The organism is Streptomyces sp. LUP47B, from assembly GCF_001746295.1.
In the GTDB taxonomy this organism is placed as follows: domain Bacteria; phylum Actinomycetota; class Actinomycetes; order Streptomycetales; family Streptomycetaceae; genus Streptomyces.
Genome location: NZ_MJAH01000007.1, coordinates 169,986 through 195,682 on the forward strand (window position 1 = coordinate 169,986; position 25,697 = coordinate 195,682).

Consider the following 25,697-nt stretch of genomic DNA (forward strand, 5'->3'; position numbering starts at 1 on the left):
CTTCGCCGACAAGGAAGGAGGGGCCCGGCGACGACCGAGCCCCTCCCCCACACGTGTCGTGTCAGCTCACACGTGTGTACTGGTTCACCCCGCCCGTGAACGCCACCGTGGCGCGGCCGCGCAGCACCAGGACGTCCAGGTGCGCGGCCGTCTCGTTCACGGCGAGCATCTGGTTGAAGGCGTTGAGGTCTCCGAACGGCACCTCGCGGCGCGTCCAGCCCAGTTTGCGCGCCACGGCGTGCGCGTCGAGAGTGTCCTCGCCCAGCGCTGTCAGGCTCTTGGCCAGCCGGTCGTCGTGGTGGGTGAGCAGTTCGGCGACGCGGGTGTGGGCGCTGTCGGTGACGGGCCCGTGCGCGGGCAGCAGACGGGTGTCGGCGTACCGCGTCATCAGTCGTAGCGAGTCCAGGTAGTCGGCGAGGGGGCGCCCGTCGGCCTCGGTCAGCTCGAAGCCGATGGACGGGGTGATGTGCGGAAGGACGTGGTCGCCGGCGAACAGCAGTCCGCGCTGTTCGTCCAGGAAGACCACATGTCCCTTGGTGTGCCCGGGAGTCGGTACGACGCGCAGCTCGTGGTCGCCGAAGCGGAGCGTTTCCGCGCCGAGCCACTGGTCGGGGGCCTCCCACACGCTGGGGTCGTAGCCGCCGTGGTCCATTGCCCGGATCTGCTCGGCGAGTTCGGCCGCTCCTCCCCTGCGCAGCGTCTCCAGCGAGCCGGCCGGTTCGTCGCTGCGCAGCCGGTCGAGCATCTCCAGGCCCGGCCGCTCCCCCGCGCCCAGGTAGACGCGCGAGCCCAGCAGCCGGCGCAGCTCCACGGCGTTGGTGTAGTGGTCACGGTGGATGTGGGTGACCAGGATGTGGCTGATGTCGCCGAGGTCGCGCCCGATGGCGGCCAGGGCCTCCTCGAGTGCCTTGCGCGCCTCGGGGATCGCCCAGCCTCCGTCGATCATGACGATGCCGTTGTCCTCCGCGAGGTTCTCCAGCAGATAGACGTTTACGGCGTGCAGGCCGTCGTTGGGCAGCGGCAGGGGAACGCGGTGCACTCCGGGCTGGACGGTCTGGACTCCGGCTGCGGCCCATGGGCCCTGGTCGAACCGCGCTGTCATGATTCTCCAATGCTGCTTCTGTTTCGCCGGGGATCGGACCCGGCGGGGGGTGTGGGGGGTGCGACTCCGCCGGGTCTGTCCTCTGATCAGGCCGGATCGCCTTTGATCAGGCCAAGTCGGGTGTGCCCGTCCGTAGCCGGTGGGCGAGTTCGCGGGCTCCGCTCCGGTCGAGTTTGCCGACCTTGGTCTGGGGCAACTCCTCGACGCCGTAAACGAACTCGGGCCACTTGGCCTTGGACAGTCCGACGCTCTCCAGGTGTCCGGTCACCTCGGCCAGGTCGATGCCGTGTCCGTCCTCGGTGACGACCAGCAGCGCGACGCGCTCGCCGAGCACCTCGTCCGGGACCGCGGCGACACAGGCCCTGGCCACCCGCGGGTACCCGGCGACCGCCCGTTCGATCTCGGTGATGTCGATGTTCCGGCCGCCGCGGATGATGATGTCCTTCTCGCGGCCCATGATGCTGACGGTGCCGTCCTCGTGCGTGAGCAGCAGGTCGCCGGTCGGGAAGAAGCCGTCCTGGGTCAGCGCCGGCCGCTCGACCCGGCCGTCACGGGCGTAGCCGACGAACAGTGAAGGGCCGCGGACCTGCGCCCGGCCGGTGACACCCGGTCCGGCCACGACACCGTCGGGGGTCAGCGCGCGCAGGTCCGTACCCGCGAAGGGGCGGCCGTCCCTGCCCAGCCTGATCTCCTCGGGGTCGTCGGGGCGGGGCGAGGTGTGGCCCAGGCACTCCGACATGCCGAACACGCGCAGGATCTTCGTGCCCAGTGACCGTTCGGCACGCGCCAGGGCGCCACGGTCCATGGGGCCGCCGCCCACGGTGATGCCGCGGACTCCCGAGAGCACACCGGAGCCGGCCGCCTCGGCCCCCATCTGCAGCGCCATCGTCGGTACGCACATGGTCCAGCGGACCTCGGTCTCGGCCATCCGCCGCAGCGCGAGGGCCCGGTCCCACTTCGACGTCAGGACGAGCGGGCCGCCCAGCAGAAGGGAGAGGTACACGCCGAAGCAGTAGGCGGCCGTCGACGACAGCGGCACGATCGCGGCCACCGCGTCACCGGGGGCCAGGCCGTTGATGTCGATCGTGCTGGCGCAGGCGTAGCGCAGGGCCTCCTCGGACTGCACCACGCCCTTGGGCCGTCCGGTGGAGCCGGAGGTCAGTCCGATGAGGACGCCTCCCGACCACCGTGACACCTCACGCGGACCGGGCGTGGCACGGCAGGTCCAGCCGTCGAGCACCGTGTCCACCGGTCCCGGCAGCAGCTCGGGCAGGCCCCATTCGTCGCTCGCCGAAGTCTCGGCGACGACCGCGTCGGGGCGGATGTCCTCGTAGGCGGCGGCGAACTCTGCATGGGTGGTGTGCCGGTTGACGACCGCGAGGACCCCGCCGCGCAGTCCCACGGCCAGCGAGCCGGCGACGGTACGCCATGAGTTGTCGGCCTGGAGCATGACGGTGCCGCCCGGGCCGCCGGGGAACATCGCTTCGGCGAGCCGGCCGGCCTCGGCGAGCAGCTCGCGCGCCGTATGACTGCCCTCGTCGTCGACGACGGCGACGAAGTCCGCCTGCTCGGCCCTTCGTTGGAACTCCCGAACTACCTGTCGCATCCCGCTTCCTCGCTACGCCGGCCGAACTCCGTGAAGAACTGTGTGATGAACGCGGTCGTGAACTCTGTGATGAGCGCTGTGGTGCATGCTTGACGCGCACCGCGCCGATGGGACCGGAGGACGCCCGGTCCGGTCTCATCCGCCGAACAACTGCGCCTCGTGCCCCATCACCGCGATGCGGCGGCCCTTCATGTCCCCGACCTGTGCGATCGCGTCCGCCCACTCCTGGCTCGCGAGGGCCTTCTTCAGGTCCTGCGGGGAGTCGAAACTGAGCACGGAGATCCCGTCCCAGCCCTCGGAGCGGGTCTCCAGCGCCTGGTCGATCTCGGTGTGCCGCCAGGTACGAAGACCGGGCAGGCGGTAGGTCAGTTCCGCGTGGTCGCCGCGCCACCAGTCGATGAACTGCTCGTGCGTCCACTCCGGGGGCCTGGCGGCCAGCAGGACGAGGTTGTACATGACGGTCCTCCGTGGGTGTCCGGTCGAAGCGGAGCTTGCAGGCCCTGCCGCATCCGGTCTGGTGGGTTCAGGTGAAGCGGATCTCGGACGACCGGCCGATCAGCAGGCGCTGCAGACGTCCGTGGTCGTCCACCCGGCCGGCGGCGACGAAGCTCGCCTCGGGCACTCCCGCGCGCCGCACCTCGCCGAGGAAGAGCTCGTCCTGGCCGAGGGTGGTCGCGGACAGGAGGTGGTGGGTGCGGGTGCCCTTCTCGCGCTGTTCGAGGTAGCCGACGAGGGCGGCACGGTCCCCGGCGAAGTCGGTCGCGTTGCCGTCACCGGTGGAGAACAGGATGGAGAGGGTGAAGTCGTCGCTGATCAGGTCGAGGATCCGGGTCGGTTCGTCACTGTCGAGGATGTCGAACCAGGCCGTGAGGAAGGGGGCGGCGGCGGTGGAGGTATCGGTCATGTCGGCTCCCGGGAAGGGGTGGGTGGCTGACGGGGTGCGGCGCGGCTAGTCCGGCCGGTCGATGAGGTCGTAGGTGGTGCTGAAGTACGACTGGTAGCGGGCCATGCGCCCGTCGGGTGTGACGACGGCGGCCGAGAGGAAGGAGCCGACGGTCTTCCCGGACTCGGTGACCACTCCGTACACGGTCTCCAGATCGCCGTCGGAACTGTGCCGGAGGATTTTGTGTCCCCTGTCGACGGCGTTGCGGCCGGCGATGTAGGCGGCGAAGTCGTCCCTGGAGGTTCCCGTGGCCTCGCGGCCGGGCAGGGCGATCAGGAATCGGAAGTCCGGTACGAGCAGTTCGAGGGCCTGACGGGGATCGTCACTGTCCATACGGGCCATGTAGTCGGGGATTACGGCGGCCATGGGAGTCCTCTCCATGCGGGGAATGGCTGGTTTGAGTCGCGGCGGGATCGGTCGTGATCGGGAATGTCAGTCACGGGCGGGCGGGGTGAAAAAGTCACCCTGTGACTCCCAGCGGCCGTCCCTGACGACGACCTTCTGTACGTCGCGGGTGCCGAGGTGGTGCTCAGTGGAGAAGTTCAGGACCGGCGCGACGCCGGTGTCGACAGAGCGGGCCTTCTTGTACGCGGCGGTCAGCGCCTCGGACGTGATCGGACCGTCGATGCTCCGGGCGATCTCGACGAACGCCTTGGCCGCCGCCCAGCCCCACAGGGTGATGAAGTCGGCCGGCTGCCCGCGCTCGTACTTCGCCATCGCCGAGCGGAACTCCTTGATGGCCGGGTCGTCGTCGTTGGGTGACTTCACCAGTTGCACCGCCTTGACACCTTCGGCCGCCTTGCCCGCGAGGGTGAGGGTGGACTGAGCCGCGACCGGAGCGTAGCCGTACACGGGTGTCGCGACCCCCTGCAGCTTGGCTTCCTTCAGGTAGGACGCGGCCTCGGCGGCGGCGAGGATCACCACGACGGCGTCGGGTTTCTCACGCTTGACCTTGCTGATCACCGGGCTGTAGTCGGTGGTCTGGAACTTGACCGACAGGCGTTTGACCCGGACCGACGGATCGGTCTTGCGGGCGGCCGGGCCGATCTCCTTGGCGACGTTCACGAACGCCGCGGGGTCGCTGTGCACGACGAGCACCTTCTTCGCCCCGTCCTGCGCCGCCCACTGCCCGAGCGCCGATGCCTGGTCCTCGTAGAGGGTCTGCATGCCGAACAGGCCGTCGCGGGCCGGCCGGTACCAGGACGCGTCTCCGCCCAGGGTGTTGAGGACGGGGACCTTCGACTGCTCGAGTACGAAGGGGAAGGTGGCCTGGGACTGGGCGGTGCCGTTGGTGGCGACGATCGCCACCACTCCGTCCTGGTCGACGAGCCGGCGGGCGATCTGCACGGTCTGCTGCGGATCGAAGGCGTTGTCCTTGACGACCCAGTCGATCTTGCGTCCGTTGATCCCGCCACGGGCGTTGACCGACTTGAAGTACGCGTCGGCGCCGGCTCTCTCGGGGATGCCGAACGAGGCGACGGCTCCCGTGAGCGGGTACCACGCGCCGATCCTGATGACGTCGTCCCGTGCCGCGGGGCCCTGGGTGCCGCAGGCACTCGCCGCCAGGGCGAGCAGGGCGGTGGCTGCGGCGATGAGCGAGCGTGTCGTGCGTCGTCGCAAGACCCCTCCTCAGATCAACCTGAGTTCAGTTCAGTTCAGTTTGATTTTAATCCCGGGGAAACAGCCCTGGCAATGGCTCGTTACGTGAAACAGCCCGGCCCTCCGACGGGGTGTCCGTCGGAGGGCCGGGCCGCGAGGTGCGGTGACCGCTCAGCGCGTCAGGAGGCGACCATCCGGACGCAGGCGCCCTCGATCAGCTCGCTGACCTCGGAGAGCGGGGTCGGTCCTGACGGCCGGTACCACCGCCACACACTGACGATCAGCCCGAGCACACTCGCACCGAGCAGCTGCGCGTCGCGCAGCGGGAAGGAGCCTTGGGACATGCCTTTGACGAGCAGGTTCGTCCAGTCCCGTTCGACGACCTGGACCAGCTGACGGGCCGCGACCCGTTCGTCCTCCTCGCGCTTGGACCTGCGCGAACCGGACAACAGATCCATGTGGTTCTGCAGAATACGCATCTGCAGGACCTCCTGCGGGGACACGTCGTAGGCCGCACGGACCGCGGCCCGCAGCGCCTCGACGGGGTCCGCGGCGTCCTTCGTGGCCTCCACGAACCGGTCGTGGGAGCGCTGCAGTTCAACCCGCATGATGGTCAGCAGGCAGTGGGTCTTCGACTCGAAGTAGTGGTAGAGAGCCGTCTGCCCGATGCCGACGCGCTCCGCCACGGTCGACCACTTGGTGGCCTCGAAGCCGGTCTCACCGAAGCAGTCCACCGCGGCCGTGAGAATGGCCGCGCGCTTGGACCGCGGTCCCGCCTCCGGTTCAACGATCCTCGTCATGCTCCCTCTCCATGGCCGTCACCCACCGTGTCCGTACCCGAGAGTAGACCCAAGTTGAACTCAGTTGCCAATCGGATCCGGTCAGAGACGTTCGAGCATGGCCGGTCAGAGACGTTCGAGCACGGTCGCGTTGGCCATCCCGCCGCCCTCGCACATCGTCTGCAGACCGTAGCGCCCGCCGGTCCTGCGCAGCTGGTGGACGAGCGTGGTCATCAGACGGGCGCCCGTGGCGCCGAGCGGATGGCCGAGCGCGATCGCCCCGCCGAAGGCGTTGACCCGCTCCGGGTCGGCGCCGATCTCCTTCTGCCAGGCGAGGACGACTGAGGCGAAGGCCTCGTTGATCTCGACCAGGTCGATGTCGTCGATGGACAGACCCGCCCTGTCCAGGACCTTCTCCGTGGCCGGGATCGGGCCGGTCAGCATGTGGATCGGATCGGAGCCGACCACCGCCATGGTGTGCACGCTGGCCAGCGGGGTCAGACCGTGGCGGCGGACTGCGTCCTCGGAGGCGATGAGCAGGGCGGCGGCACCGTCGGAGATCTGGCTGGCGACGGCGGCCGTCAGCCGCCCGTCCTCGGTGAGGGTCTTCAGTCCCGCCATCTTCTCGAGCGTGGTGTCGGCGCGCGGGCCCTCGTCGGCGGCCAGTCCGAAGGCCGGGATGATCTCCTCGTCGAAGGCTCCGCCGGCCTGCGCGGCGAGCGCTCGCCGGTGGCTGGTGAGCGCGAACCGTTCCATGTCCTCGCGGGAGACGCCCCACTTCTCGGCGATCAGCTCGGCGCCCCGGAACTGCGACACCTCCTGGTCCCCGAAGTGTTCGCGCCAGCCGTCCCCCGCGAAGGGACTGCCCATCCCCGCCTGTTCGCCGACGAACATGGGGCTGGCTATCGGCACCAGGCTCATCACCTCCACCCCGCCCGCGACCACCAGGTCGGCGGCGCCTGAGCCGACGGCCTGCGCGGCGAAGTGCACGGCCTGCTGGGAGGAGCCGCACTGACGGTCGATGGTCGTGCCGGGCACGTGCTGCGGCAGCCCCGCCGACAGCCAGGCCGTACGGGCGATGTTGCCGGTCTGGGCCCCGATCTGACTGACACAGCCGAAATACACGTCGTCGACCGCGTCCGGGTCGGCTCCCGTACGTTCCAGCAGGGCCCGCAGCACATGGGCGCCGAGATCGGCCGGGTGCACGCCGCTGAGCGTGCCCTTGCGGCGGCCGACCGGGGTACGGACGGCCCCGACGATGAATGCTTCCGACACGGTGGGGCTCCCTTGGTTGCGGGGGACGAGTTGAGTGATCGTTTGAGTGATCAGGGCCTGGACGGGATGCGCGTGAAATCGGGCGCCCTCTTGTCGAGGAACGCGGCGACGCCCTCACGGCCCTCGTCCGAGGCGGCCGCGGCGGCGAGCGCGCCGGCCTCGTCGTCGAGATGCCGGGTGAGACCCGCGGTCTGACCGGACGCGACGAGGCGGCGGGTGACGCCGAAAGCGGCGGTGGGGCCTCGGCGCAGCGCCTCGACGGTCCGCTCGGCCTCGACGGCCAGTTCGCCGGACGGGACGACACGGTTCACCAGACCGATCACGGCCGCTTCCGCCGCCGGCACACGGCGGTTCGTCAGCAGCAGCTCCATGGCCCGCTTGGGCCCGACGAGGCGGGGCAGCTGCCAGCTCACACCGGCGTCCGGCGAGTAGCCGATACCGGTGTACGCGGCGGTGAAGGTGACGTCGTCGGCCGCGAGTGTCACGTCGGCGGCCGCGGCAAGGCCGATGCCCGCGCCGGCGACGGCTCCCTGGACGGCGGCCACCATGGGCGCGTCGATCGAGGCGAACGTGCGCAGGGCGTCGTGGAGCGCGTCGGTCACCGCGACGAGGTGTTTCTCCAGGGCCTCACCGGTGAGCCGGGAGAACTCCCTGAGGTCGCCGCCGACGCAGAAGGACTTCCCCTCACCGGTGAGCAGCACGGCCCGTACGGCCGAATGTTCGCAGGCCCGTGCCGCGTCGAGGAGGCCACGCGCCGTGGCCAGGTCGATGGCGTTGCCCGCCTGGGCCCGGCGCAGGGTGACGCGGGCGAGGCCGTCGGCCTGGATCTCTACGCCGACACTCGCCGCGGGATCGGCTGCACGCGAGCTGAGGCCGGTCGCAGGGCGATTCGCGGCACCCGAACCGACATCCGCCCCCGCACGATCCGCAGCACGCCGACTGCCGCCCGTCGTACCGCGATCCGCCGCACCCGAACCGACATCCGCCCCCGCACGATCCGCGGCACCCGAACCGACATCCGCCGCCGCACGATCCGCGGCACGTCGACTGCCGCCCGTCGTACCGCGATCCGCGGCACCCGAGCCGACATCCGCCGCCGCACGATCCGCGGCACCCGGTCCGACGCCCCTCACCGCGCGGTCCATCCGCCGTCGACGGTCAGGACCTGTCCGGTGCAGTACGAGGACGCGTCCGAGGCCAGGAATAGCAGCGCGCCGTCGAGTTCGTGGGAGTCGCCGCCGCGGTGCAGCAGGGTGTTGCGTTCGACCCAGCGGCTCGAGCGCTCGTCGCCGAAGAGGTCCGCGGTCATCTCGGTGCGGAACCAGCCCGGGGCGAGCGCGTTGACGCGTGTCCCGCTACGGCCCCACTGTCCGGCCAGCTCACGGGTCAGGCCGATGAGGCCGGCCTTGGACGCGGAGTAGCTCGCGCCGCCGAGTGGTGCGGCCGAGACCAGTCCGAGGATGGAGGAGACGTTGATGATGCTCCTGCCGCCCGGCGAGACCGACGACGGAGCCTCCGCTGCCAGCCGGGCCAAGTGGAAAGGCGCGGTGAGGTTGACGCCGAGGACGTCGGTGAAGGCGTCCGGGGACTCGTCCTCGGCACGGGTCTCGCCCGAGCTCGCGGCGTTGTTGACGAGGATGTCGATGCGGCCGGTGGTGCTCAGTGCCGTCTCGGTGAGCCTCGTACGGTCGGCCTCCAGCGCGACATCGCAGGCGACCGGGTGGATGCGCGCGTCGGAGTCGGCAAGTTCCTTCAGCCGGTCGATGCGACGGGCGGCGGCGAACACGGTGGCGCCGGCCTGCGCGAGGACAGTCGCGAACCGGGCACCGAGGCCGGAGGACGCGCCGGTGACGATTGCCGTCCTGCCCTCCAGTGAGAAGAGATCACCGGCGGATCGAGGCGCGCTCACTCGTCCACCCCGATCGGCAGGGCGGTCGCGCCCCCGTCGAGCACCAGGGTCTGGCCGGTCATCCAGGAAGACGCGTCGGAGGCCAGGAACAGTGCCGCGCTCGCCACGTCCTCCACCGTGCCCAGGCGCCGCATCGGCAGCTTGGCCGTGAGGATGGGCTCACGGACCTCCCACACCGCACGCGCCAGTTCGGTCTTGATCAGGCCTGGGGCGATGGCGTTCACCCGTGCCCGCGGCCCGAGTTCGTAGGCGAGCTGCCGGGTCATGTGGAGCATGGCCGCCTTGGTGGCGTTGTAGTAGCCGATGTGCGGGTCGACGATCAGTCCGCCGACTGAGGCGATGTTGACGACCGCTCCCCCGTGCTCGGCCATCCAGGCGCGCCATGCACAGCGGGTCCAGGCGATCATCCCGTACTGGTTGACCCGTACGGTCTTCTCCGCTCGCGGCAGGTCCAGGTCGAGCAGATCGCCGTGGTACGGGTTGGTCGCCGCATTGTTGACGAGGATGTCGACGCGGCCGAAGCGGGCCATGGTCTCGTCGACGCAGGCCTCGGCATGGTCGGGTTCGCCGGCGTTGGCGACCACGGTGTGGATGTCGCCGTCGCCCTTGACGCGCAGCAACTCCTCGCGCGCCTCGGCCAGTCCGGCCGCCTTGCGCGCCGCTATGACCACGTGCGCGCCGGCCGCCCGGAAGGCCGTGGCGATGCCGAGGCCGATGCCGCGGGATCCGCCGGTGATGACGGCCACCTTGCCGTCGAGGGTGTTGGCGCTCACGCTGCCCCTGCCTTCGTGTCGGCCGTCTGCCGTCCGGCCGTGGGATCGGTTTTCTTGTACCGGGCGAGTTCCTGGCGGGCCACGGTGCGCAGGTGCACCTCGTCGGGTCCGTCGGCGATCTTCAGTGCCCGGGTGATGGAGAACAGCCGGGCCAGTACGGTGTCGTCGCTGACGCCCGCCGCGCCGTGTGCCTGGACCGCGCGGTCGACCACCTTGTGGGCGACCTCCAGTGCAGCCACCTTGATCGCGGCGACCTCCATCCGGGCGGCGGCGTTGCCGACGGTGTCCATCAGCCAGGCCGACTTCAGTACCAGCAGCCGTAGTTGCTCGATCTCGATACGGCTGCGGGCGATCCACTCGCGCACCACACCGCGATCGGCCAGGGGCCCGCCGAAGGCGACGCGCTCGGTGGCGCGTTCGCACATCAGCTGCAGGGCGCGCTCCGCGAAACCCACGGCGCGCATCGCGTAGTGCATGCGTCCGGGGCCGAGCCGCCCCTGGGCGAGCGCGAAGCCCTCCCCCTCACCGCCGAGGATGTTGTCCACGGGTACGCGGACGTTCTCGAAGAGCACCTCGCCGTGGCCGCACCGGTCGGTGTAGCCGAACATCGGCAGGTCGCGCAGGATGGTGACGCCCGGTGTGTCGCGGGGAATGAGCAGCATGCTCTGCTGGCGGTAGGTGGGCGCGTCCGGGTCGGTCTTGCCCATCAGGATGATCAGCTTGCAGTCGGGGTCGAGGATCCCGGAGGTGTACCACTTGCGGCCGTTGACGATGTAGCTGTCGCCGTCGCGGGTGATGCGGGTGCGGATGTTGCGGGCGTCGGAGCTGGCGACCTCGGGCTCGGTCATCGCGAAGCAGGACCGGATCTCGGCCTCCAGCAGGGGGCGCAGCCAGCGTTCCTGCTGCGCGGGGGTGCCGTACAGCGCGAGCAGTTCCATGTTGCCGGTGTCGGGCGCCGAGCAGTTGAACACCTCGGGGCCGATGATGGAGCGGCCCGCCAGTTCCATGAGGGGCGCGTATTCGAGGTTGGTGAGCCCCGCGCCCCAGTCGCCGTGCGCCATGAAGAGGTTCCACAGGCCCTCGGCGCGTGCCTTCTCCTTCAGCTCGGTCATCACCGGCGGCAGCGCGTGCGGGTCGTCCGCGTCGGCCAGCTGCCGGTCGTAGACGGCCTCCGCGGGGAAGACGTGCTGTTCCATGAACGACCGCATACGGTCCTGGAGTTCACTCGCCCGGGGCGAGAATCCGAAATCCACGAGGTGCTCCTCATGCTGGGGTATGCCTGGGGTCTGCCTGGCGGGTGCGGGTCAGCCGAGGATGTCGCGCGCGGTGCGGATCATCGCGGCGATGGTGGGCGGCAGTCGCTCCTGGTCGGGGTCGTGGTGCTTGCCCTCGCGGTGCCGGCGCAGGTTGTGGCCCATGATCGCGGCCATCTTCATGCGGCCCAGGGCACGGAACCAGTCCATCGAGGGCAGCGCGGGGCCGCCACCGCCGTAGGCGTCGAGGAGTTCGGCCTCGGTGGGCAGGCCGGGTACGGCGCTGCCCAGCTGCGGGAAGTTGCGATGGTCGGCGAAGAGCAGGAACCAGCCCAGGTCGATGCGTGGGTCGCCGACGCTCCAGATCTCCCAGTCGACGACCGCCGTCGCGCGCTCGCCGACGCAGAGCACGTTCCCGAGCCGGAAGTCGCCGTGCAGCAGTACCGGCGGCAGGCCGTCGGGCACGTCGTCGGCGAGGCGCTGGAGCAACTCCTCGCCTCCCGGCCGCAGTTCGGGCGGGACGGCGTGCAGGGTGCGGCTCCAGCGTTCCAGTTCGCCAGCGGCGTCGAGTGGTTCGGGCGCGTCGAGACCGGGTGTGTCGATGTCTGTCTCGTGCAGCCGCCGCAGTACTGAGGCGATCTGCAGCATGCGTGCCCGGGCCGTGGCGGCGGGTACCTCGGGCTCGTCGAGGACGGGTTCGACGGCCTCACCGGCGGCGAAGTCCATGGCGAACCAAGCCGGTTGGCTCTCGTCGACGGCGGCGACGCCGGGCACCGGCACCGCGGTTGCGGCGAGGGCGCCCAGCACCCGCGCCTGGCGTAGCACGTCGTTTCGCCCGACGGGACGTTGTCCGGGAGGCACGGCCTTGATGACGTACGCCGCCTCGCCCGCGGTCACCGAGTACGTCAGCCCGGAGTGGCCACCGGGCAGGGTCCTCAACTCGCCCACGGGCACCCCCGGATGTCGGCGTGCGAGAGCGTCACGGACCCGCGCGGCCAGCTCCGACACCTGCGTGGCCGTGCTCATCGGACCGGCTCCTTGGGCAGGCCGAGCACGCGCTCGGCGAGGATGTTGTGCTGGATCTCGTCGGTACCGCCCGCGATGCTGTAACCGGGCGCACCGAGCAGATGCTCCGTCCAGGCGTACGTGCCCCACTCCCCCGTGTCGGCGACAAGACGCGGCCCGAGCAGCTCGGACACCAGGTCGCTGGTGCGCCGCATGGTCTCGGTGGCGTACAGCTTGCCGACCGAGGCCTCGGCTCCGGGTTCGCGTCCGGCGACGAGGGCGCCGGTCACCCGCAGCCCGATGAGCCGCTGCACGAGGGCGCGCAGGTAGAGGTCGGCGGCTTGACGCTGTTCGCCGCCGGTGAGCGGGCGGGGCAGGTTCCTGGCCAGCTCCAGGGCTCGGTCGGCGTTGTCGAGGCCCAGGTTTCCGGAGTCGAGCCGTTCGGCGGCCAGCACACTCAGCGTGACCCGCCAGCCCTCGCCGACCGGTCCCAACCGGTCGGTGTCGGGCACGATGACGTCGTCAAGGTAGACCTCGTTGAAGCTGGCACCGCCGGTCATCTGCTGGATGGGCCGTACGGTCACGCCCGGCGCGTCCATGCGCACCAGGAAGACGGTGATGCCGGCGTGCTTGCGAACGTCCGGGTCGGTGCGGCACACCGCGACCCCCCAGGTCGCGACCCCGGCCCCGGAGGTCCACACCTTGTGGCCCCGCAGCACCCAGTGGTCGCCTTCACGCACCGCCTTCGTGCGTACCGCGGCGAGGTCGGATCCCGCCTCGGTCTCGGAGAACAGCTGGCAGGCCAGCTCGTCCGTGCGCAGCATGGGCCGCAGCCAGCGCCCCTTCTGCTCGTCGGTGCCCCAGATGCCGATCGCGGGGGCGACGAGCTGCTGAGTGACGGGGAAGATCTCGGTGCGGTGCGGCACGTCGAAGGCCGCTTCCTCGGTGCGGTAGAGCTGCTCGTAGTACGCGGGCAGCTCACGACCTCCGTACGCCGCCTGCCAGTTGAGGGCGCCCCACCCCTGGTCGTACCGGGTGCGTTCCCATGCCTGAGTGCGGGCGGTGTGCTCGCGTTCCTGCTGTTCCGTCCAGTTCTCGAACACGGCGACGGAGTCGGAGCCGCTGCCCCACGCCCCGTCGGCGGTGCGCGGGCGGGCGACCGTGGCGAGCCACTGCCGGGCCTGTGCACGGAACTCGTCGGGGTCCGGGATACCGCTCATGACCTTCCTCTCCTTCCTCCGTCGCGGACCAGCCGGATCAGCCGGATCAGCCGGATCAGCGGGACAGCACCGTGCAGGCGCTCACGCCCGGGGCGCCGTACACATGGGTGAAGCCGATCCTCGGCTCGCCCTGGACCTGGCGTTCGCCGGCCCGGCCGCGCAGTTGCTGGACGACCTCGTAGACCTGGCGGAGTCCCGACGCGCCGATGGGCTCGCCGTTGGCGATGCAGCCGCCGTCGGTGTTGACGGGCAGGGTGCCGCCGATCTCGGTGGCGCCCGAGGCGATCAGCCGCTCCTGTTCGCCGTCCTCGCAGAACCCGCACTCGGCCATGTGCATGACCTCGGCGCCGCTCTCGGTGTCCTGGAGCTGGCACACGTCCACGTCCCCGGGACCGAGACCCGCCTTCTCGAAGGCGGCGGAGGAGGCGTCGCGGCTGACGCTGGTGAGCTCGCCCCCGGGGATCCAGGGGCTGAACACCTCGAACGAGCCGAAGCGGCGGGTGCGTACGGCCGCCGAGCGCAGGGTGACCGAGGGCCCGTCCAGGGTGCGGGCGACCTCGGGCGAGCACAGGACGAGCGCGGCGGCGCCCGCACCCGGCGAGCAGAACATGAAGCGGGTCAGGGGATCGCTGACCATGCCGGAGTCGAGGATCTCCTCGGCGGACACCGGTTTGCGCCGCCATGCCTCGGGGGTCAGTCCTCCGTTGCGGTAAGCCTTCTCGGCGACCAGCGCGAGCGTCTGCGGCGTGATTCCGTGGTCGTGCATGTAGCGCTGGATCTTCATGCCGAAGAACTGGGTGGTGACCATCAGTCCGTCGCTGCCGTACTCCTCGCCCAGTCCCCAGTCCTCGGGGCGGGGGTCGAAGGCGCCGCGCGGGTGTTTGTCGAAACCGACGGCGAGGACGACGTCCGCCATGCCGGAGCGGATCGCGTTCACGGCGGAGACCAGGGCGCTGCCGCCGGTCGCGCAGCCGTTCTTGACGTTGACGAACGGCAGCCCGGTGAGGCCGAGTTGGGCCACCAGGGTGTCGGCGAGCCCGGCGCTGTCGCTGCCGCCGAACGCCGCGCCCACCCGCGACCACTCGATTCCGGCATCCGCGAGAGCGGCGTTCACCGCGCCGACGGCCAGTTGGCGACCGCTGGCCTCCGTGCGGCCGAACGGAGTGCGACCGGCACCGCAGATCAGGACGTCGGCGCTCATGAGCTCCCCTTGTGGCCGGTGGTGGGGCGGGCCCGCGGTACCCCGTCACCCGCGGTCACCGTGAGGGGCATGCCGATGCGGACCTCCTCGAAGTCGTCGACGTCGAGGACGGCGGCCACACGTACGCCGTCCGGCAGTTCGACGTAGCCGAGCGCGAAGGGCACGAAGCCGCCGGGTGGGGCCTGGTAGGGGGGTGACTTGGGTGCGTAGCGCTGCACCGTCCAGGTCCACAGGGTGCCCGCGCCGGACAGGGCCGCCGCTTCGGCCGGCCCTCCGCAGCGCGGACACGCGTCGTCCGCGGGGTAGACCGACACCGAGCAGCCGGAGCAGCGTGAGCCCTGGAGTGCGGTCGCCGGACTGCGCGGATGGGTGGTCATGCGGATCAGCGCCCCTGCCACTTGGGCTCGCGCTTCTCCAGGAACGCCGAGACACCCTCGGCGGCGTCCTCGGAGTTGAGCGCCACGCCCACGGCGAGGTGCTCCATGACCATCAGCGACTGGGTGTCGGCGTCCAGGCTGCGGTCGATGGTCATCTTGGTGAGCCACATCGTGAACGGGCTCTTGTCGATGAGGTCACCGATGAAGTCCTCGACCGTCTCGTCCAGCTTGTCGGCCGGCGCGGACTTGTTGATGAGGCCGAAGTCGGCGGCCTCGATGCCGGACAGGAGCTTGCCGGTGAGCATCAGCTCCTTCGTCTTGCGGATGCCGATCATGCGCGGCACGCGGTAGATCGGACCGGCTCCGCCGAACAGCGAGCGGCGGATGTGGAAGTCGCCGATCTTGGCGTCGTCCGCGGAGATGGCGAAGTCGCAGGAGATCATGATCTCGAAGCCGCCCGCGGTGACGTAGCCCTCCAGGACCGCGACCGAGGGGGTCTTCATCGAGTAGAGCCGGTCGCAGACCTTCGCGGACTTCACCGCGACGTCGATGGCGTTCGACTTGCCGACGAAGTCGGCCTTGAGGCTGTCGAGGTCGAACCCCGAGCAGAACGTGCCCCCACGGCCGCGGAACACCAGGACCCGCAGCTCGGGGTCCTCGTCGACCTCGGTGATGATCTCGTCGAGCCGGTCCAGGATCGGCACCGTGACGCAGTTCTTCTTCCACGGTCGGTTCAGCCAGACGCGGGCGACATGGCCGTCACGCTCGAACTGGATTTCGTCTTCCACTGCCATCTCAGATCCTCCAAACTGAACTGAATTCACTACGAGTCTGCGGAGGGGTTGATCGACTGTCAACCCCCTGGTCGAGATTGCCCCGGCGGACATCCGCCGTCCGCCCGGCTCAGCTCCCGCTGCCGTCCGGAATGTCCACGAGGACCTTGAGCCGTCGCGCGTCCCGGACGTCGTGCAGCCCGGCGAGGGTGTCGTGCAGGGGGATGTGGTCGAGCCAGCCGTCCGTCGGGTAGTGACCGCTCGCCATGTGTGCGACGACCCTCTCGAAGACGCCCTCCGGGTAGGCCTCACAGCCGAGCAGGGCGAGTTCGGCCAGGCGCACGACGGACGCGTCGATGGTCACGGGGCCGGAGTACAGGGCGACCATCACCACCGGCGCCTGGGCGGCAAGCGAGCGGATCGCGGCGTTCAGCGCGTCGGCCCGGCCCGAGCATTCGACGGCGGCGTCCACGCCACGGCCCCCGGTGAAGGCCATCGCCTCCGCGGCCACGTCGACCGCGCCGGGGTCGAGCACCCGGGCCCCGTGCCGTTCGGCTGCCGCACGGCGTGACGGCGAGGGCTCCACCATCAGCACGTCCTCGACGCCGTGCGCCTTGAACGCAAACAACGCGCCCATCCCGACCGCGCCGGCGCCCGTCACCAGTGCGCTGCCGCCACGAGGCACGCGGGCCCGCTCCACCGCGTTCAGGGCCACCGCCATCGGCTCGACCAGGGCGCCCTGCTCCAGCGGGACCCCGTCCGGGAGTTGATGCACAGAGTCGGCCGGCACGACCACGTACTGGGCGAGGCCGCCGCCCGGGGCGGTCACACCGATCGCCGCCAGGTCCGTGCACAGGTGGGACAGCCCCGACGTGCAGCGCGGACACACTCCGCAGGTGCGGATCGGCCGTACGCAGACGCGGGCGCCCGGCGTGACCCGGTCCACCCCTCCCCCGCAGGTCACCACGGTCCCGGCGAACTCGTGCCCCAGGGTCTGCGGGAGGGTGGCGCCGGTGAGCGGGTTGGGGACGTGCGTGGCCCGCGGCGCCTCGAAGTACTCGTGCACATCGGTGCCGCAGATCCCCGCGTACGCCACGCGGATCTTCACCTCGCCCGGTCCGGGCTCGGGCTCGGGCATCTCCTCGATCCGCAGATCCTTGGCTCCGTACAGCCTGGCGGCGAGCATGCTTCCTCCTCGGTGTCGGTCCCGTACGACACCGTTGAGGTTGCCACTGAACTGAACTGACTTCAATAGAATGCTTCCAGCCCTCACCTACTTCGGTTCAGCATGAAAAGGCTCATTCGGCCGCCCTGCGCGGCCTCGACGGCACCCTCGCCCAGCCGACACCCGAGCTGGCCGCGGCCGACCGCGAACGCGTCGCGGCGTTTCCGGACCGCGGTCTGCGGAAACGGTAAGTTCGGCGAGGCAGACCGCGACCAGGCCCTCGCCCGGCCGTCGTTCACCCCATGATCTGGGCGTCTTGGCCGACCGACAGATCGTCATTGAGACCGTCGCCGAGAACATGCGAAGCGAGCCGACGCCCGGCATCGTGGGCGCGTCGCGAGCGGCGGAGCAGCCCGTCGATCACCTCGCCGTATTCGGTGAAGCGCACGGAACCGTGCTGAGTGCCCTGCTGAGCGTCCTGCGCGACCGCGCCCTGGACGACACCACCGCCCGGACGAGCACCGTCACTATGCGCTGGTGGCGGAAGGGACCAGGGACGGTACCCCCGACGCGGACCAGGGCGCGGACCGGCTGCTGCCTGCCGGTGTCATCAGCACGGCACGTGCCCTCGTCCGGACCACCGTGCATGCCTGCCTGGAAGAGCTGGGGCACGGACTGGACGGTGGCCCGGCACACCGGATCCGCGTCGCCGGAAGGTCGCCCGGGACGAGCTGAGGGCCACCGGTACCGAGCGGCCCCGACTCCGTCACCTTGCCTGCGACTCTTATGGGTGTTCGCCGAGTTGGAGGAGGCCGGCGAGGGAGAAGCACAAGGCGCCGGTGAGGGTGCCCCAGTTGGCGATGTCGGTATTGACGAGACTGTCGGTGGCGGGTCGGGTATAGGCAGCCAGCGCGGAGACCATGAAGAGGACGGAGCCGAGCTGGTTCACGGCCACGATCCGCCACCCGAGGTCGTGCGGGCGGAGACAGGGCCGGCCGTGGCAGATCTCGACGAAGCCCAGGTGGCCGGAGATCAGGAAGAGGGCGCAGCCGATCACATCGGGCACCCAGATCAGCCTGTTGACCTGTTGGACGTTCAAGCCCTGCAAGAAGGAATCAAGCAAGTCGACGGCGAAGACGAGTGTGCCCGCGAACAGGACGAACGTGCTCAGCCAGTCCACCCGCATCGGCTCGTAACTCCACCACCGCCAGCGGCCGGTTACCAGCCGGCCTTCGCCGGCGCCTTCGCGGCGGGGCGCGTTGATCACCTGGAGCAGTGAGACGTATCCGCCGGTGCTGAAGAACAGGCCGCCTGCGAAGTAGACCGAGGCGCACTCGGTGGCGTCGCCGGAGCCGAACTGGGCGACGGCCGCGCCGGCGGCGAAGAGCCCCCCACCGATGACGAAGGCGATCGCCGCAATGGCGTTGAGTCTGTGCAGGCGGGCGATGGCAACGTCGTCCGCACGGATGTGCCGAGTTGCCGCCGCACCGCGGGGACGGACGGCGAGTACTCCACGTCGGCGCGCGAGCCGGGACTCCCACACAGCAGTGCCGCCGCCGGGAGGATGCCAGGTGAACCGGGTGGTGAACGGTCCTGCGCCCTCGGCGCGCTGCTCAGGTTGTCCCACGGGCCGAGCTTAGGAATCGGCGGGACCGGAAGACGGGCGAAACGCCGTCGTGTCGAGCGACAGCCCGCGAGGGTGCGGCATGGAGCCTGGCCGTCCCGGGCCCGTCCGGCCGCGACGGTTCGAGGGCGGCATGTGGGGAGTCCGCCGGCCGGACCGATACGTACGGCTCACCTGTGTGTCGACCCGTTGATGAGCGGTCGCCCGTCGAACGCCAGGTGCGTAACTGGCCAGGGGCGATCTGCTGGCCACGGCCACCAACCCCGGGGCACGGCTGGAAGGGGTGACGGCCGTGTTCCTGGCCACGGACGACGATGACTTCAACGCACTCGCCTCGGTCGTGATGCAGGACAATGTCGAGGGCCCCGTCTACCGGGTCGGCCCGCCCCATCAAAGCCACGGCGTGGTCGCTCCCTACACTGGCGGCGCCATCCTCTTCGGCAGTTCGCTTGTCCGGCGCGCCCTGGCAGCGCGTTACGAGGCGGGAGCCCGCTTCCTCGTCCAATCCGCCTCCGCCCCTGTGCCCGCCGACCACGACACGCTCTTCGTCGTGCGGGCCGACCGGCGACTCGAACCGGTCACCGGCGACGAGCCGGTCACTCCGCAGGAAGGCGGCAGCCTCGTACTGCTCGGCTCCACCCCACCTTCGCAGTGAGCCGGCCGCCCTCGGGCTATCTCCCGCCCTCACGTGCCTGTTGAAGAGCCGTGTCCAGTGTGATGGCCGCATCGATCAGCGCAAGGTGTGTGAAAGCCTGCGGGAAATTCCCCAGCTGCCGGCCTGTCAGGTCGATCTCTTCGGAGTACAGGCCCAGATGGTTGGCGTACGTGAGCATCTTCTCCAGTACCAGCCTGGCTTGATCGATCCGACCGGCCCGTGCCAGGGCGTCGACGTACGCGATCTCGGGGCGCGCCGCCGATACGAGCGGGCATCGCGCCGGTACGGGTGCCACCACAAGCGGAACCGCCTCGACCCATGCCCCCCTGTGGCGGCAGTCCTCCGGTCCTGCTCTGCCCTACACGCGCACGCCGTGCACGTGCCGCGGCTCGGCCAGCAGACCGAAGATGACCAGAACGGACACGACCATCGTGCTCAGAGACCAGAACGGGTAGACCGGAAGGAAGATCATCTGACCGACTAGACAGAACACTGCCAGACAGACGCCCGTCAGTCGCGCCGCTCTGGAACCCACGAGAACGCCGAGACCGGCCAGGGCCATCACGATGCCGATGGCGACCCAGATCCAGCCCCAGGCCGTGTAGTTGAGGATGAGCAACCGATTGCCCTGGGAGTAGACGGTCGAGTAGTAGCCGTGATTGAAGATCGCCACAAATCCGTTGAGCAGGTTGAAGAGGGCACTGACCAGGAGCAGGATTCCGGCGAAGGCCACCCAGTGCGATCGCTCCATCGGTGGCACGGCACCATCTGGTGAGGAAGTCTGTTGCTGCATGGGATCCATGAGACGCACCAACATCGCGAGCCGCAAACGGTAGGGGCCCGTGGGGGGGTGCAAGCGACGGTCACCTCCGCATCGGGCGCATGAGCGAGTGGGCCGCGCTGTGGTGGGCCCGAAGGTCGAGCTGCGGAGCGCCGTACCACCTGGCTCAGCTGCTCGGCGGCCCGGCTGTGTCCTGCTCGGTGGCGGGTGCGGCGGTCGGCGGTGGGGTCGACCTGAGGGTGAGGACGTAGGAGACCACGACCGCCACAATCACCAACGGCATGACGGTAAGCCCCTCTCGGCCCAGAAGAAGGGTGGCAAGCAACAGGGAGGTCATGGGCAACTTGAGCATCGCCGCCGACATCGCGCCCACGCCCATCGCGAGTCCAGCGGTCACCCCCAGTCCGGGCAGGTGGGAAAGTGCGATGCCTCCGGCTGCGCCGACGAACATGGCGGGGAACACCGGGCCACCACGGAAAGCTGCCATGGACACGCAGTAGGCCACTGCCTTGCAGGCGACGAGCACCGTGAGCGCGCCTGCCGAATACTGCGCGTTGGCGGTGAGAAGGGGACCGAGGCCGCTCTGTCCGGAGTACAGGATTCCCGAAGCCGGGTGGCCGGTCCACTCCGCGTAGACCAGGGCGATCACACCGACGATGACACCCGCAAGCACGGTGGCGGTCAGCCGTCGCGGTTCGACCAGTTTCAGCAAATGGAGGGCGAGCCACCGGATCCCGACGCCGAGCAGAGCCGCCGCTACTCCGATCAGGAGCGCCCAGCCGAACCCGGCGGCATCCGGTGTGGCGGCATGGGGGACGTTCGGCAGCGTCAGCGAGTAGGTGCCCAGGCCGGTCCACGAGCCCAGGCCGGTGAAGATGAGCGCGCCAATGCCGGAGGCGAGCAACCCGGGCACCAGGACGACGCCGAGCATGGCTCCACCAAAGCCGGACATTTCCATGAGCAGGAACGCTCCGAGCAGCGGCGAACCGAGCAGGGTGCTGATCGCGGCGAAACTCCCGGAGGCTCCCACGACGGCGGTCGCCTGCTTCGGGAACGACTTCCGCGTCAGGCGCAGCGCCGCCACGGCGAGACCGCTGCCCAGGGCGATGAGTGGGGCCTCCGGCCCGATGACCGCCCCGAGGCCGAGTGACGCCAGCGCGGCGAGCGCCACGCCGGGCAAATTGACTGTCGGGGTCGGGCCCGAGGCCACGAACCCGCGCGCCGGCTCGTGACCACCGTTGCCCGGGAGGTACCGGACGATCGGGCCGACAAGGAGCCCGGCCACGGCCAGCAGCGGCACCGGCCACCAGCTGGGCGTGCCATGAAAACCCAGAGCCTGGGGCAGGTCCGTGTAGGTGAGCGACTGGAGCTTGTTGACAAGCGCGAGAAAACCGAAGGCCGCCGCCGAGATCGGGACGCCGAGAACCGCCGCGATCAGGAGGAGCACCAGGTAACCACGGCTCCTGACGAGCGAGAGGGGATCCGTGGCGGCCGCAGGGGGCTTGCCGTCGGGCGCGACGGGACGGCTTTCAGAGGTCACGGCGAGGCTCCCGACATGCACGCGCCACAGCGGGATCGCATCGAGACTCCGCAGCTGGGGCAGCCGGCCGTGACCGCCGTGGTGTCCTGGCAGGAACGAAATGGTGTCTCACTGGGCCGAAAGGGATCGGCGCGAGTCCCATCAGCCGGTGGGCGGGCCGCTCCTCCTACGGTTCGTTTGGTGCATGGTGGGGCCGAAAAACACAGCCCTGAGTACCCCTGCCACCATGTCGCCCGAGCCTTCAGAGCGGCGTGCCGAGGCCGGTTTGGAGCAGCGGCTGTCTCCTGCGATCTCACGGCCCTCCCGGACGTAACGTTGATCGTGATCGCCCTGTGATGGTGACTGGTACAGGGAAGCATCAGGGCACACGGCGCGGACTCGGCTACCGCCCACGCGCTCACCCTCAAGACCGATCATGCGGGCCAGTGTCCGATTCGGCATCACGGCAAAGCCGTCAGCGTCAAGATGCCGCCCCCAAGCCCCCACCGCACATCGTGCCCGCGCGCAGAACCGCAGGTCAGTGGCCCTTCGTGACCGGTTCGACGGTCTCCTCGCACCTGTTGGTCACCGACCCGGAGGCCGTCCTGCCCACCAACCCCTCCTGGCTCCCCGTCGTCGACCTCGCCGTCGCCACCAGCCGCCCCGCCCAGGTCGTGGGCCTGCACTTCTTCAACCCGGTACCGGTGCAGAAGCTGGTCGAGGTGGTCCCCGCGCTCACCACCGCCACCGACACCGTGACCCGCGCCCGCTCCTACGGCGCACGCTCACCCTGACCAGCGAACGAGCGCCGTCACCCAGCAGCCACCCGGACCATTGGCCCGACGCGTTCGGCCCACCGCTCTTACGCGACAAGGCGGTCGCCCGCACTGCCCGCACCGGAGGTCAGTCCGCTCACTCCGGGTCCGTGGTGACCGTCGTTCCCGTGGTCTCGGGCGTCTCGCCGGCCCAGGAGGGCGTATCGACGACGTCATCGTCCTCGGTGGTGTCCTTCTCGACGTCGCTCTCCTTCTGCCTCCTCTTCAGGGCGAGTTCCCTCGCCATCCTCTCGGAGTACAGCCTCATCTCAGCCTCTGTCCGGTGCTCGAACATTGTTGCCTCCATGCCAGTTCGTGGGGAGCGCGGCTCACACAACCGTTTGAAGGGATGACCACGCACCCCGAGCTTCTGTGACAGGACTGGTCAGGCCGATGTCGCCTCGTCCTCGAACTGGATGGCACGGATCTCCCGACGGGAAGAGATGTTGAGCTTCGAGAACACCTTGCGCAGGTGCCACTCGACCGTGTGGCGGCTGAGGAACAGTTGGGCGCCGATCTCGGGGTTCGTGAGCCCTTTCCCGGCGAGTCGGGCGATCTGCGCCTCCTGTGCGGTGAGAGACGTGGGCGTCGCGACCGTGTGGTTGCGAACCTTCGCCCCCGTGGCCTGCAACTCGCCTCGCGCGCGTTCGGCGAACGCTTCCGCCCCGAACCGGCTGAACATCTCGTGTGCGACGTCCAGTTGGGCACGAGCGTCGGCGCGGCGGTTCTCGCGGCGCAACCACTCCCCGTAGAGCAGATGCACACGGGCCAGTTCCATGCGGACCCGTGTCCGGGCGAGCCGCTCGATCGCCTCACGGTAGAGCCGCTCCGCGGAGTCGCCCTCGCTGAGCAGCGCCCGCGAGCGCGCTTCCACGCCCAGCGCCCATTCGGTGCCGCTGGCTCGCGTCGCCTCCGAGAGCTGCTCCAGCGCATCGGTGGCCGCCGCGGGTGAGCCGCTCCGTACGGCCGCCTCGATCAGCTCGGCCAGGGCCCACCGCGGCGAGGAGAACTCCCGCTGCTCGGCTGCTGCCTCCCGGGCCGCGGCCAGCGCCTGCGTGTACTGACCGAGCCCGTTGCAGAGCACCGCCTCGTACCAGCGTGTGACGGTGACTGTGGCCCCCTGGCCCCGCGGCACCGCCGCGACCAGGGCCGCGTCGATCAACGTACGCGCTTCGCCTTCGCGGCCGCGCCAGACGGCCAGGCCGAGGGGGCCCACACGCCCTGGGGTGCTGTTGCCGGTTGCCGCGCACACCGCCGCGGTCTCCTCGATCAGCGACTCGGCCGCCGCCAGTTCCCCGGCGATGAGGTGCACGAACGCGCGGGAGTCGAGTGCGTCGGGGAGAGCGCTGAGCGCTCCGGCCTCGCGGGTGATCGTCACATGACGCGTCGCGGCCGCCTGCCAGTGCTCGTCGTCCCACAGGTCCGAGGCGATGACGGATGCGAGCCAGAGCCGGCGCAGCTGCTCCTGCGCGGGGAGACGCTCGTCGCAGAGTGCTTCGAGTGCTTGCTCCATCATCCGTGCCGAGGCCGGGTAACCGTCGACGAGTCGCACGGCGAGGGCGTCCAGCACCATGTCGGACACCTGTGGCTGCCGTGCCGGCGGTACCTCACGGGCGGCTTCGCCCACCTCCAGCAGCCCTGGGCCGCGCGCCAGGCGGCCGGCGAATATCGCCGCCGCGATGGCGTCCAGGTAGGTCCCACGAGCGAGTGCGACATCGCCGAGCCGGCCGAACCGGTCAGCGGCGGCGAGCAGCAGCTGCGGGGCCTCGCCGCCGCGGTTCTGGGCGAACGCGATCCCGGCGCGCAGCACCTCGATCCGCGCGCGGCCCAGTTCGTCGAGGGGTCCGGCCGCCGCCGTGGCGAGGAGGGTGGCGGCCGGCTCGAACGCCCCTGCGTGGAGTTTGGCCTGTGCCGCGTCCACCGCGCGCTGTGCGCGTCGCGCGGGATTCTGTGTCAGTGCGGTCGCGCGCTGGAGGAACGCGGCGGCCTCAGCGATACCGCCGCGGGCGTGGGCCCGGCCCGCGGAGCGCTCCAGTTCGGCTGCCACCGTCTCGTCGGGGCCCGAGGCGGCCTCTGCGAGGTGCCAGGCCCGGCGGTCGGGGTCGAGCCGGGCGTCGGTGGCGTCGGCCAGCGCCTGGTGCACTTCTCGACGTTCGCCCGGGTCCGCCGCTCGGTAGGCCGCCGAGCGCACCAGCGGGTGCCGGAACCGCACCCGGGTGCCGAGGGATATCAGGTCCGCCGCGCCTTCGCGCGAGACGGCCGTGTCGGCGTCGATCCCGAGGCGCCCGGCCGCACGCCTCAGCAACGTCACATCGCCCAGCGGTTCCGCGGCGGCAATGTACAGCAGGCGGCGGGTCTCGGACGGAAGCGCCTGAACGCGGCGGAGGAAACCCTGCTCGATCTTGCTCGACAACGGCCATGCGTCCGGGCGCTCGAACCCTCCGGACGTCTCTGCCGCGGTCAGCCCGCGCGGCAGCTCGAGCAGGGCCAGCGGGTTGCCGCGTGACTCGGCGACAATGCGTTCGCGCACCCGTTCATCCAGCGGACCCGTGACAACTGCGTCGAGCAATGTCCGGGAGTCGCGCTCGGTCAATCCCGTGAGGGACAGCTCGGGAAGGCTGCCGAGAGTGTGGCCGGCGCTGGGTTCACGGACGGCGAAGACGAGCACAATCGATTCTGCGAGCAGTCGGCGGGCCACGAACGCCAAGGTCAGCGCGGATGCCTCGTCCAGCCACTGCGCGTCGTCGACGACGCAGACCAGCGGCTGGTCACCTCCGGCGTCCGCGATGAGACTGAGTGTGGCCAGACCCACGAGGAACCGGTCGGGCGCGGCGCCGGCGCGCAGACCGAAGGCCGTGCCGAGCGCATCGCGCTGGGGCTCGGGCAGCTGGTCGAGCCCGGTGAGCAGAGGAGCGCAGAGCTGGTGGAGGCCGGCGTAGGAGAGTTCCATCTCGGACTGGACGCCGGCCGCTTCGATGACGCGACATCCGGTGGCACGACCGAGGAGATGTCTCAGCAGCTCGGTCTTGCCGATCCCGGGCTCACCGCGCAGGACCAGGACGCCGCTGCGCCCGGCTCTGGCGCCTGCCACGAGATCGTCGAGAGCCTTGCGTTCGTTCTCCCTGCCGAGGAGCCGGGCCCGTGAAACGCGCCTCGCCATGGCAGCTCCCTTGTCAGGACGTTCGCTGGGTATGTTATCCGTCTGCTGATCGCCGCACCCACGGTCGACCGGAAACGAATCGGCTCGCCTGCGGGCCCGCAAACGAGTGAGCAGGCCTGCTGCCCTGTGTCGGTGCTGGTCCGGCGGGAGTCGAGCAGGCGGG

At 70.2% G+C, this 25,697-nt stretch carries 26 protein-coding genes and 2 pseudogenes; 3 read left to right on the top strand and 25 right to left on the bottom strand.

Features of this window, described 5'->3' with window-relative positions; translation table 11 throughout:
• Positions 1–61: 61 nt before the first annotated feature.
• From BFN33_RS23150 to BFN33_RS53235, 19 genes are all read right to left on the bottom strand, one after another.
• Positions 62–1,102 carry an MBL fold metallo-hydrolase gene (locus tag BFN33_RS23150; RefSeq protein ID WP_069762027.1) on the bottom strand — a complete coding sequence of 347 codons (1,041 nt, stop codon included), beginning with the start codon at positions 1,100–1,102 and terminating at the stop codon, positions 62–64.
• A 106-nt stretch (positions 1,103–1,208) separates the two neighbouring features.
• Positions 1,209–2,708, bottom strand: a complete 1,500-nt coding sequence (locus BFN33_RS23155) for a class I adenylate-forming enzyme family protein (RefSeq protein ID WP_069762028.1) — start codon at positions 2,706–2,708, stop codon at positions 1,209–1,211.
• Between the two features lie 135 nt (positions 2,709–2,843).
• Positions 2,844–3,164: an EthD domain-containing protein gene (locus BFN33_RS23160; RefSeq protein ID WP_069762029.1), complete on the bottom strand. Its 321-nt coding sequence runs from the start codon at positions 3,162–3,164 to the stop codon at positions 2,844–2,846.
• A 67-nt stretch (positions 3,165–3,231) separates the two neighbouring features.
• Positions 3,232–3,612, bottom strand: a complete 381-nt coding sequence (locus tag BFN33_RS23165) for a hypothetical protein (RefSeq protein ID WP_069762030.1) — start codon at positions 3,610–3,612, stop codon at positions 3,232–3,234.
• A 45-nt stretch (positions 3,613–3,657) separates the two neighbouring features.
• Positions 3,658–4,017 carry a nuclear transport factor 2 family protein gene (locus BFN33_RS23170; RefSeq protein ID WP_218109030.1) on the bottom strand — a complete coding sequence of 120 codons (360 nt, stop codon included), beginning with the start codon at positions 4,015–4,017 and terminating at the stop codon, positions 3,658–3,660.
• Between the two features lie 66 nt (positions 4,018–4,083).
• Positions 4,084–5,271 carry an ABC transporter substrate-binding protein gene (locus BFN33_RS23175; protein ID WP_069762031.1) on the bottom strand — a complete coding sequence of 396 codons (1,188 nt, stop codon included), beginning with the start codon at positions 5,269–5,271 and terminating at the stop codon, positions 4,084–4,086.
• A gap of 158 nt (positions 5,272–5,429) precedes the next feature.
• Positions 5,430–6,050 (bottom strand): TetR/AcrR family transcriptional regulator, encoded by a 621-nt coding sequence (locus BFN33_RS23180; RefSeq protein WP_057614572.1) that lies wholly within the window; start codon positions 6,048–6,050, stop codon positions 5,430–5,432.
• 105 nt (positions 6,051–6,155) lie between these two features.
• A complete protein-coding gene (locus BFN33_RS23185) occupies positions 6,156–7,304 on the bottom strand; it encodes an acetyl-CoA C-acetyltransferase (protein ID WP_069762032.1) in 1,149 nt (382 codons plus the stop codon).
• 50 nt (positions 7,305–7,354) lie between these two features.
• A complete protein-coding gene (locus BFN33_RS23190; protein ID WP_256122841.1) occupies positions 7,355–8,437 on the bottom strand; it encodes an enoyl-CoA hydratase-related protein in 1,083 nt (360 codons plus the stop codon).
• Complete coding sequence (locus BFN33_RS23195; protein ID WP_069762033.1) at positions 8,434–9,213, bottom strand: SDR family NAD(P)-dependent oxidoreductase; 780 nt, start codon at positions 9,211–9,213, stop codon at positions 8,434–8,436. The genes BFN33_RS23190 and BFN33_RS23195 overlap by 4 nt, the downstream gene beginning before the upstream one ends.
• Positions 9,210–9,986 (bottom strand): SDR family oxidoreductase, encoded by a 777-nt coding sequence (locus BFN33_RS23200; RefSeq protein ID WP_069762034.1) that lies wholly within the window; start codon positions 9,984–9,986, stop codon positions 9,210–9,212. Before BFN33_RS23200 ends, BFN33_RS23195 begins: the two co-directional genes overlap by 4 nt.
• The gene (locus BFN33_RS23205; protein WP_069762035.1) at positions 9,983–11,239 is read right to left on the bottom strand and encodes an acyl-CoA dehydrogenase family protein; all 1,257 of its coding nucleotides are present in this window, start codon (positions 11,237–11,239) and stop codon (positions 9,983–9,985) included. Before BFN33_RS23205 ends, BFN33_RS23200 begins: the two co-directional genes overlap by 4 nt.
• Positions 11,240–11,290: 51 nt before the next feature.
• On the bottom strand, positions 11,291–12,265 hold the full coding sequence (locus BFN33_RS23210; RefSeq protein ID WP_069762036.1) for a phosphotransferase family protein: 975 nt from the start codon (positions 12,263–12,265) through the stop codon (positions 11,291–11,293).
• Positions 12,262–13,464, bottom strand: a complete 1,203-nt coding sequence (locus tag BFN33_RS23215) for an acyl-CoA dehydrogenase family protein (RefSeq protein WP_069762037.1) — start codon at positions 13,462–13,464, stop codon at positions 12,262–12,264. The genes BFN33_RS23210 and BFN33_RS23215 overlap by 4 nt, the downstream gene beginning before the upstream one ends.
• A gap of 55 nt (positions 13,465–13,519) precedes the next feature.
• Complete coding sequence (locus BFN33_RS23220; RefSeq protein ID WP_069762038.1) at positions 13,520–14,665, bottom strand: thiolase family protein; 1,146 nt, start codon at positions 14,663–14,665, stop codon at positions 13,520–13,522.
• Positions 14,662–15,042, bottom strand: coding sequence for a Zn-ribbon domain-containing OB-fold protein (locus BFN33_RS23225; protein WP_069762266.1), 381 nt, complete (start codon positions 15,040–15,042; stop codon positions 14,662–14,664). Before BFN33_RS23225 ends, BFN33_RS23220 begins: the two co-directional genes overlap by 4 nt.
• Before the next feature lie 5 nt (positions 15,043–15,047).
• Positions 15,048–15,836 (bottom strand): enoyl-CoA hydratase/isomerase family protein, encoded by a 789-nt coding sequence (locus BFN33_RS23230; RefSeq protein WP_069762039.1) that lies wholly within the window; start codon positions 15,834–15,836, stop codon positions 15,048–15,050.
• 109 nt (positions 15,837–15,945) lie between these two features.
• The gene (locus tag BFN33_RS23235) at positions 15,946–17,001 is read right to left on the bottom strand and encodes an alcohol dehydrogenase catalytic domain-containing protein (RefSeq protein ID WP_069762040.1); all 1,056 of its coding nucleotides are present in this window, start codon (positions 16,999–17,001) and stop codon (positions 15,946–15,948) included.
• 274 nt (positions 17,002–17,275) lie between these two features.
• Positions 17,276–17,428 (bottom strand): hypothetical protein, encoded by a 153-nt coding sequence (locus tag BFN33_RS53235; RefSeq protein ID WP_176742452.1) that lies wholly within the window; start codon positions 17,426–17,428, stop codon positions 17,276–17,278.
• A gap of 89 nt (positions 17,429–17,517) precedes the next feature.
• Between BFN33_RS53235 and BFN33_RS23240 the strand changes: the two genes are divergently transcribed.
• The gene (locus BFN33_RS23240) at positions 17,518–17,715 is read left to right on the top strand and encodes a hypothetical protein (RefSeq protein ID WP_069762041.1); all 198 of its coding nucleotides are present in this window, start codon (positions 17,518–17,520) and stop codon (positions 17,713–17,715) included.
• Positions 17,716–17,764: 49 nt separating this feature from the next.
• On the opposite strand, the gene BFN33_RS23245 is transcribed toward BFN33_RS23240, so the two are convergent.
• Positions 17,765–18,607 carry a hypothetical protein gene (locus tag BFN33_RS23245; RefSeq protein ID WP_069762042.1) on the bottom strand — a complete coding sequence of 281 codons (843 nt, stop codon included), beginning with the start codon at positions 18,605–18,607 and terminating at the stop codon, positions 17,765–17,767.
• A 289-nt stretch (positions 18,608–18,896) separates the two neighbouring features.
• On the opposite strand from BFN33_RS23245, the gene BFN33_RS23250 reads away from it, so the two are divergent.
• Positions 18,897–19,259, top strand: a complete 363-nt coding sequence (locus BFN33_RS23250) for a hypothetical protein (RefSeq protein ID WP_256122842.1) — start codon at positions 18,897–18,899, stop codon at positions 19,257–19,259.
• Positions 19,260–19,275: 16 nt separating this feature from the next.
• On the opposite strand, the pseudogene BFN33_RS23255 reads toward BFN33_RS23250, so the two are convergent.
• The 3 genes and pseudogenes from BFN33_RS23255 to BFN33_RS23265 all read right to left on the bottom strand — a co-directional run.
• Positions 19,276–19,497, bottom strand: a pseudogene (locus BFN33_RS23255) (glycoside hydrolase family 15 protein); the annotation flags it as partial.
• Positions 19,498–19,617: 120 nt separating this feature from the next.
• Positions 19,618–20,010 (bottom strand): hypothetical protein, encoded by a 393-nt coding sequence (locus BFN33_RS23260; RefSeq protein WP_141757990.1) that lies wholly within the window; start codon positions 20,008–20,010, stop codon positions 19,618–19,620.
• A gap of 196 nt (positions 20,011–20,206) precedes the next feature.
• Positions 20,207–21,580: a chloride channel protein gene (locus BFN33_RS23265; RefSeq protein WP_069762046.1), complete on the bottom strand. Its 1,374-nt coding sequence runs from the start codon at positions 21,578–21,580 to the stop codon at positions 20,207–20,209.
• Between the two features lie 563 nt (positions 21,581–22,143).
• On the opposite strand from BFN33_RS23265, the pseudogene BFN33_RS54485 reads away from it, so the two are divergent.
• Positions 22,144–22,335 (top strand): annotated as a pseudogene (locus tag BFN33_RS54485) (3-hydroxyacyl-CoA dehydrogenase NAD-binding domain-containing protein); the annotation flags it as partial.
• Between the two features lie 136 nt (positions 22,336–22,471).
• Here the strand turns inward: BFN33_RS54485 and BFN33_RS23275 are convergent.
• Positions 22,472–22,669: a hypothetical protein gene (locus BFN33_RS23275; protein WP_069762048.1), complete on the bottom strand. Its 198-nt coding sequence runs from the start codon at positions 22,667–22,669 to the stop codon at positions 22,472–22,474.
• A 90-nt stretch (positions 22,670–22,759) separates the two neighbouring features.
• Entirely contained in the window at positions 22,760–25,534 is a 2,775-nt protein-coding gene (locus BFN33_RS23280; protein WP_069762049.1) for a LuxR family transcriptional regulator, read from the bottom strand.
• Positions 25,535–25,697 lie beyond the last annotated feature (163 nt).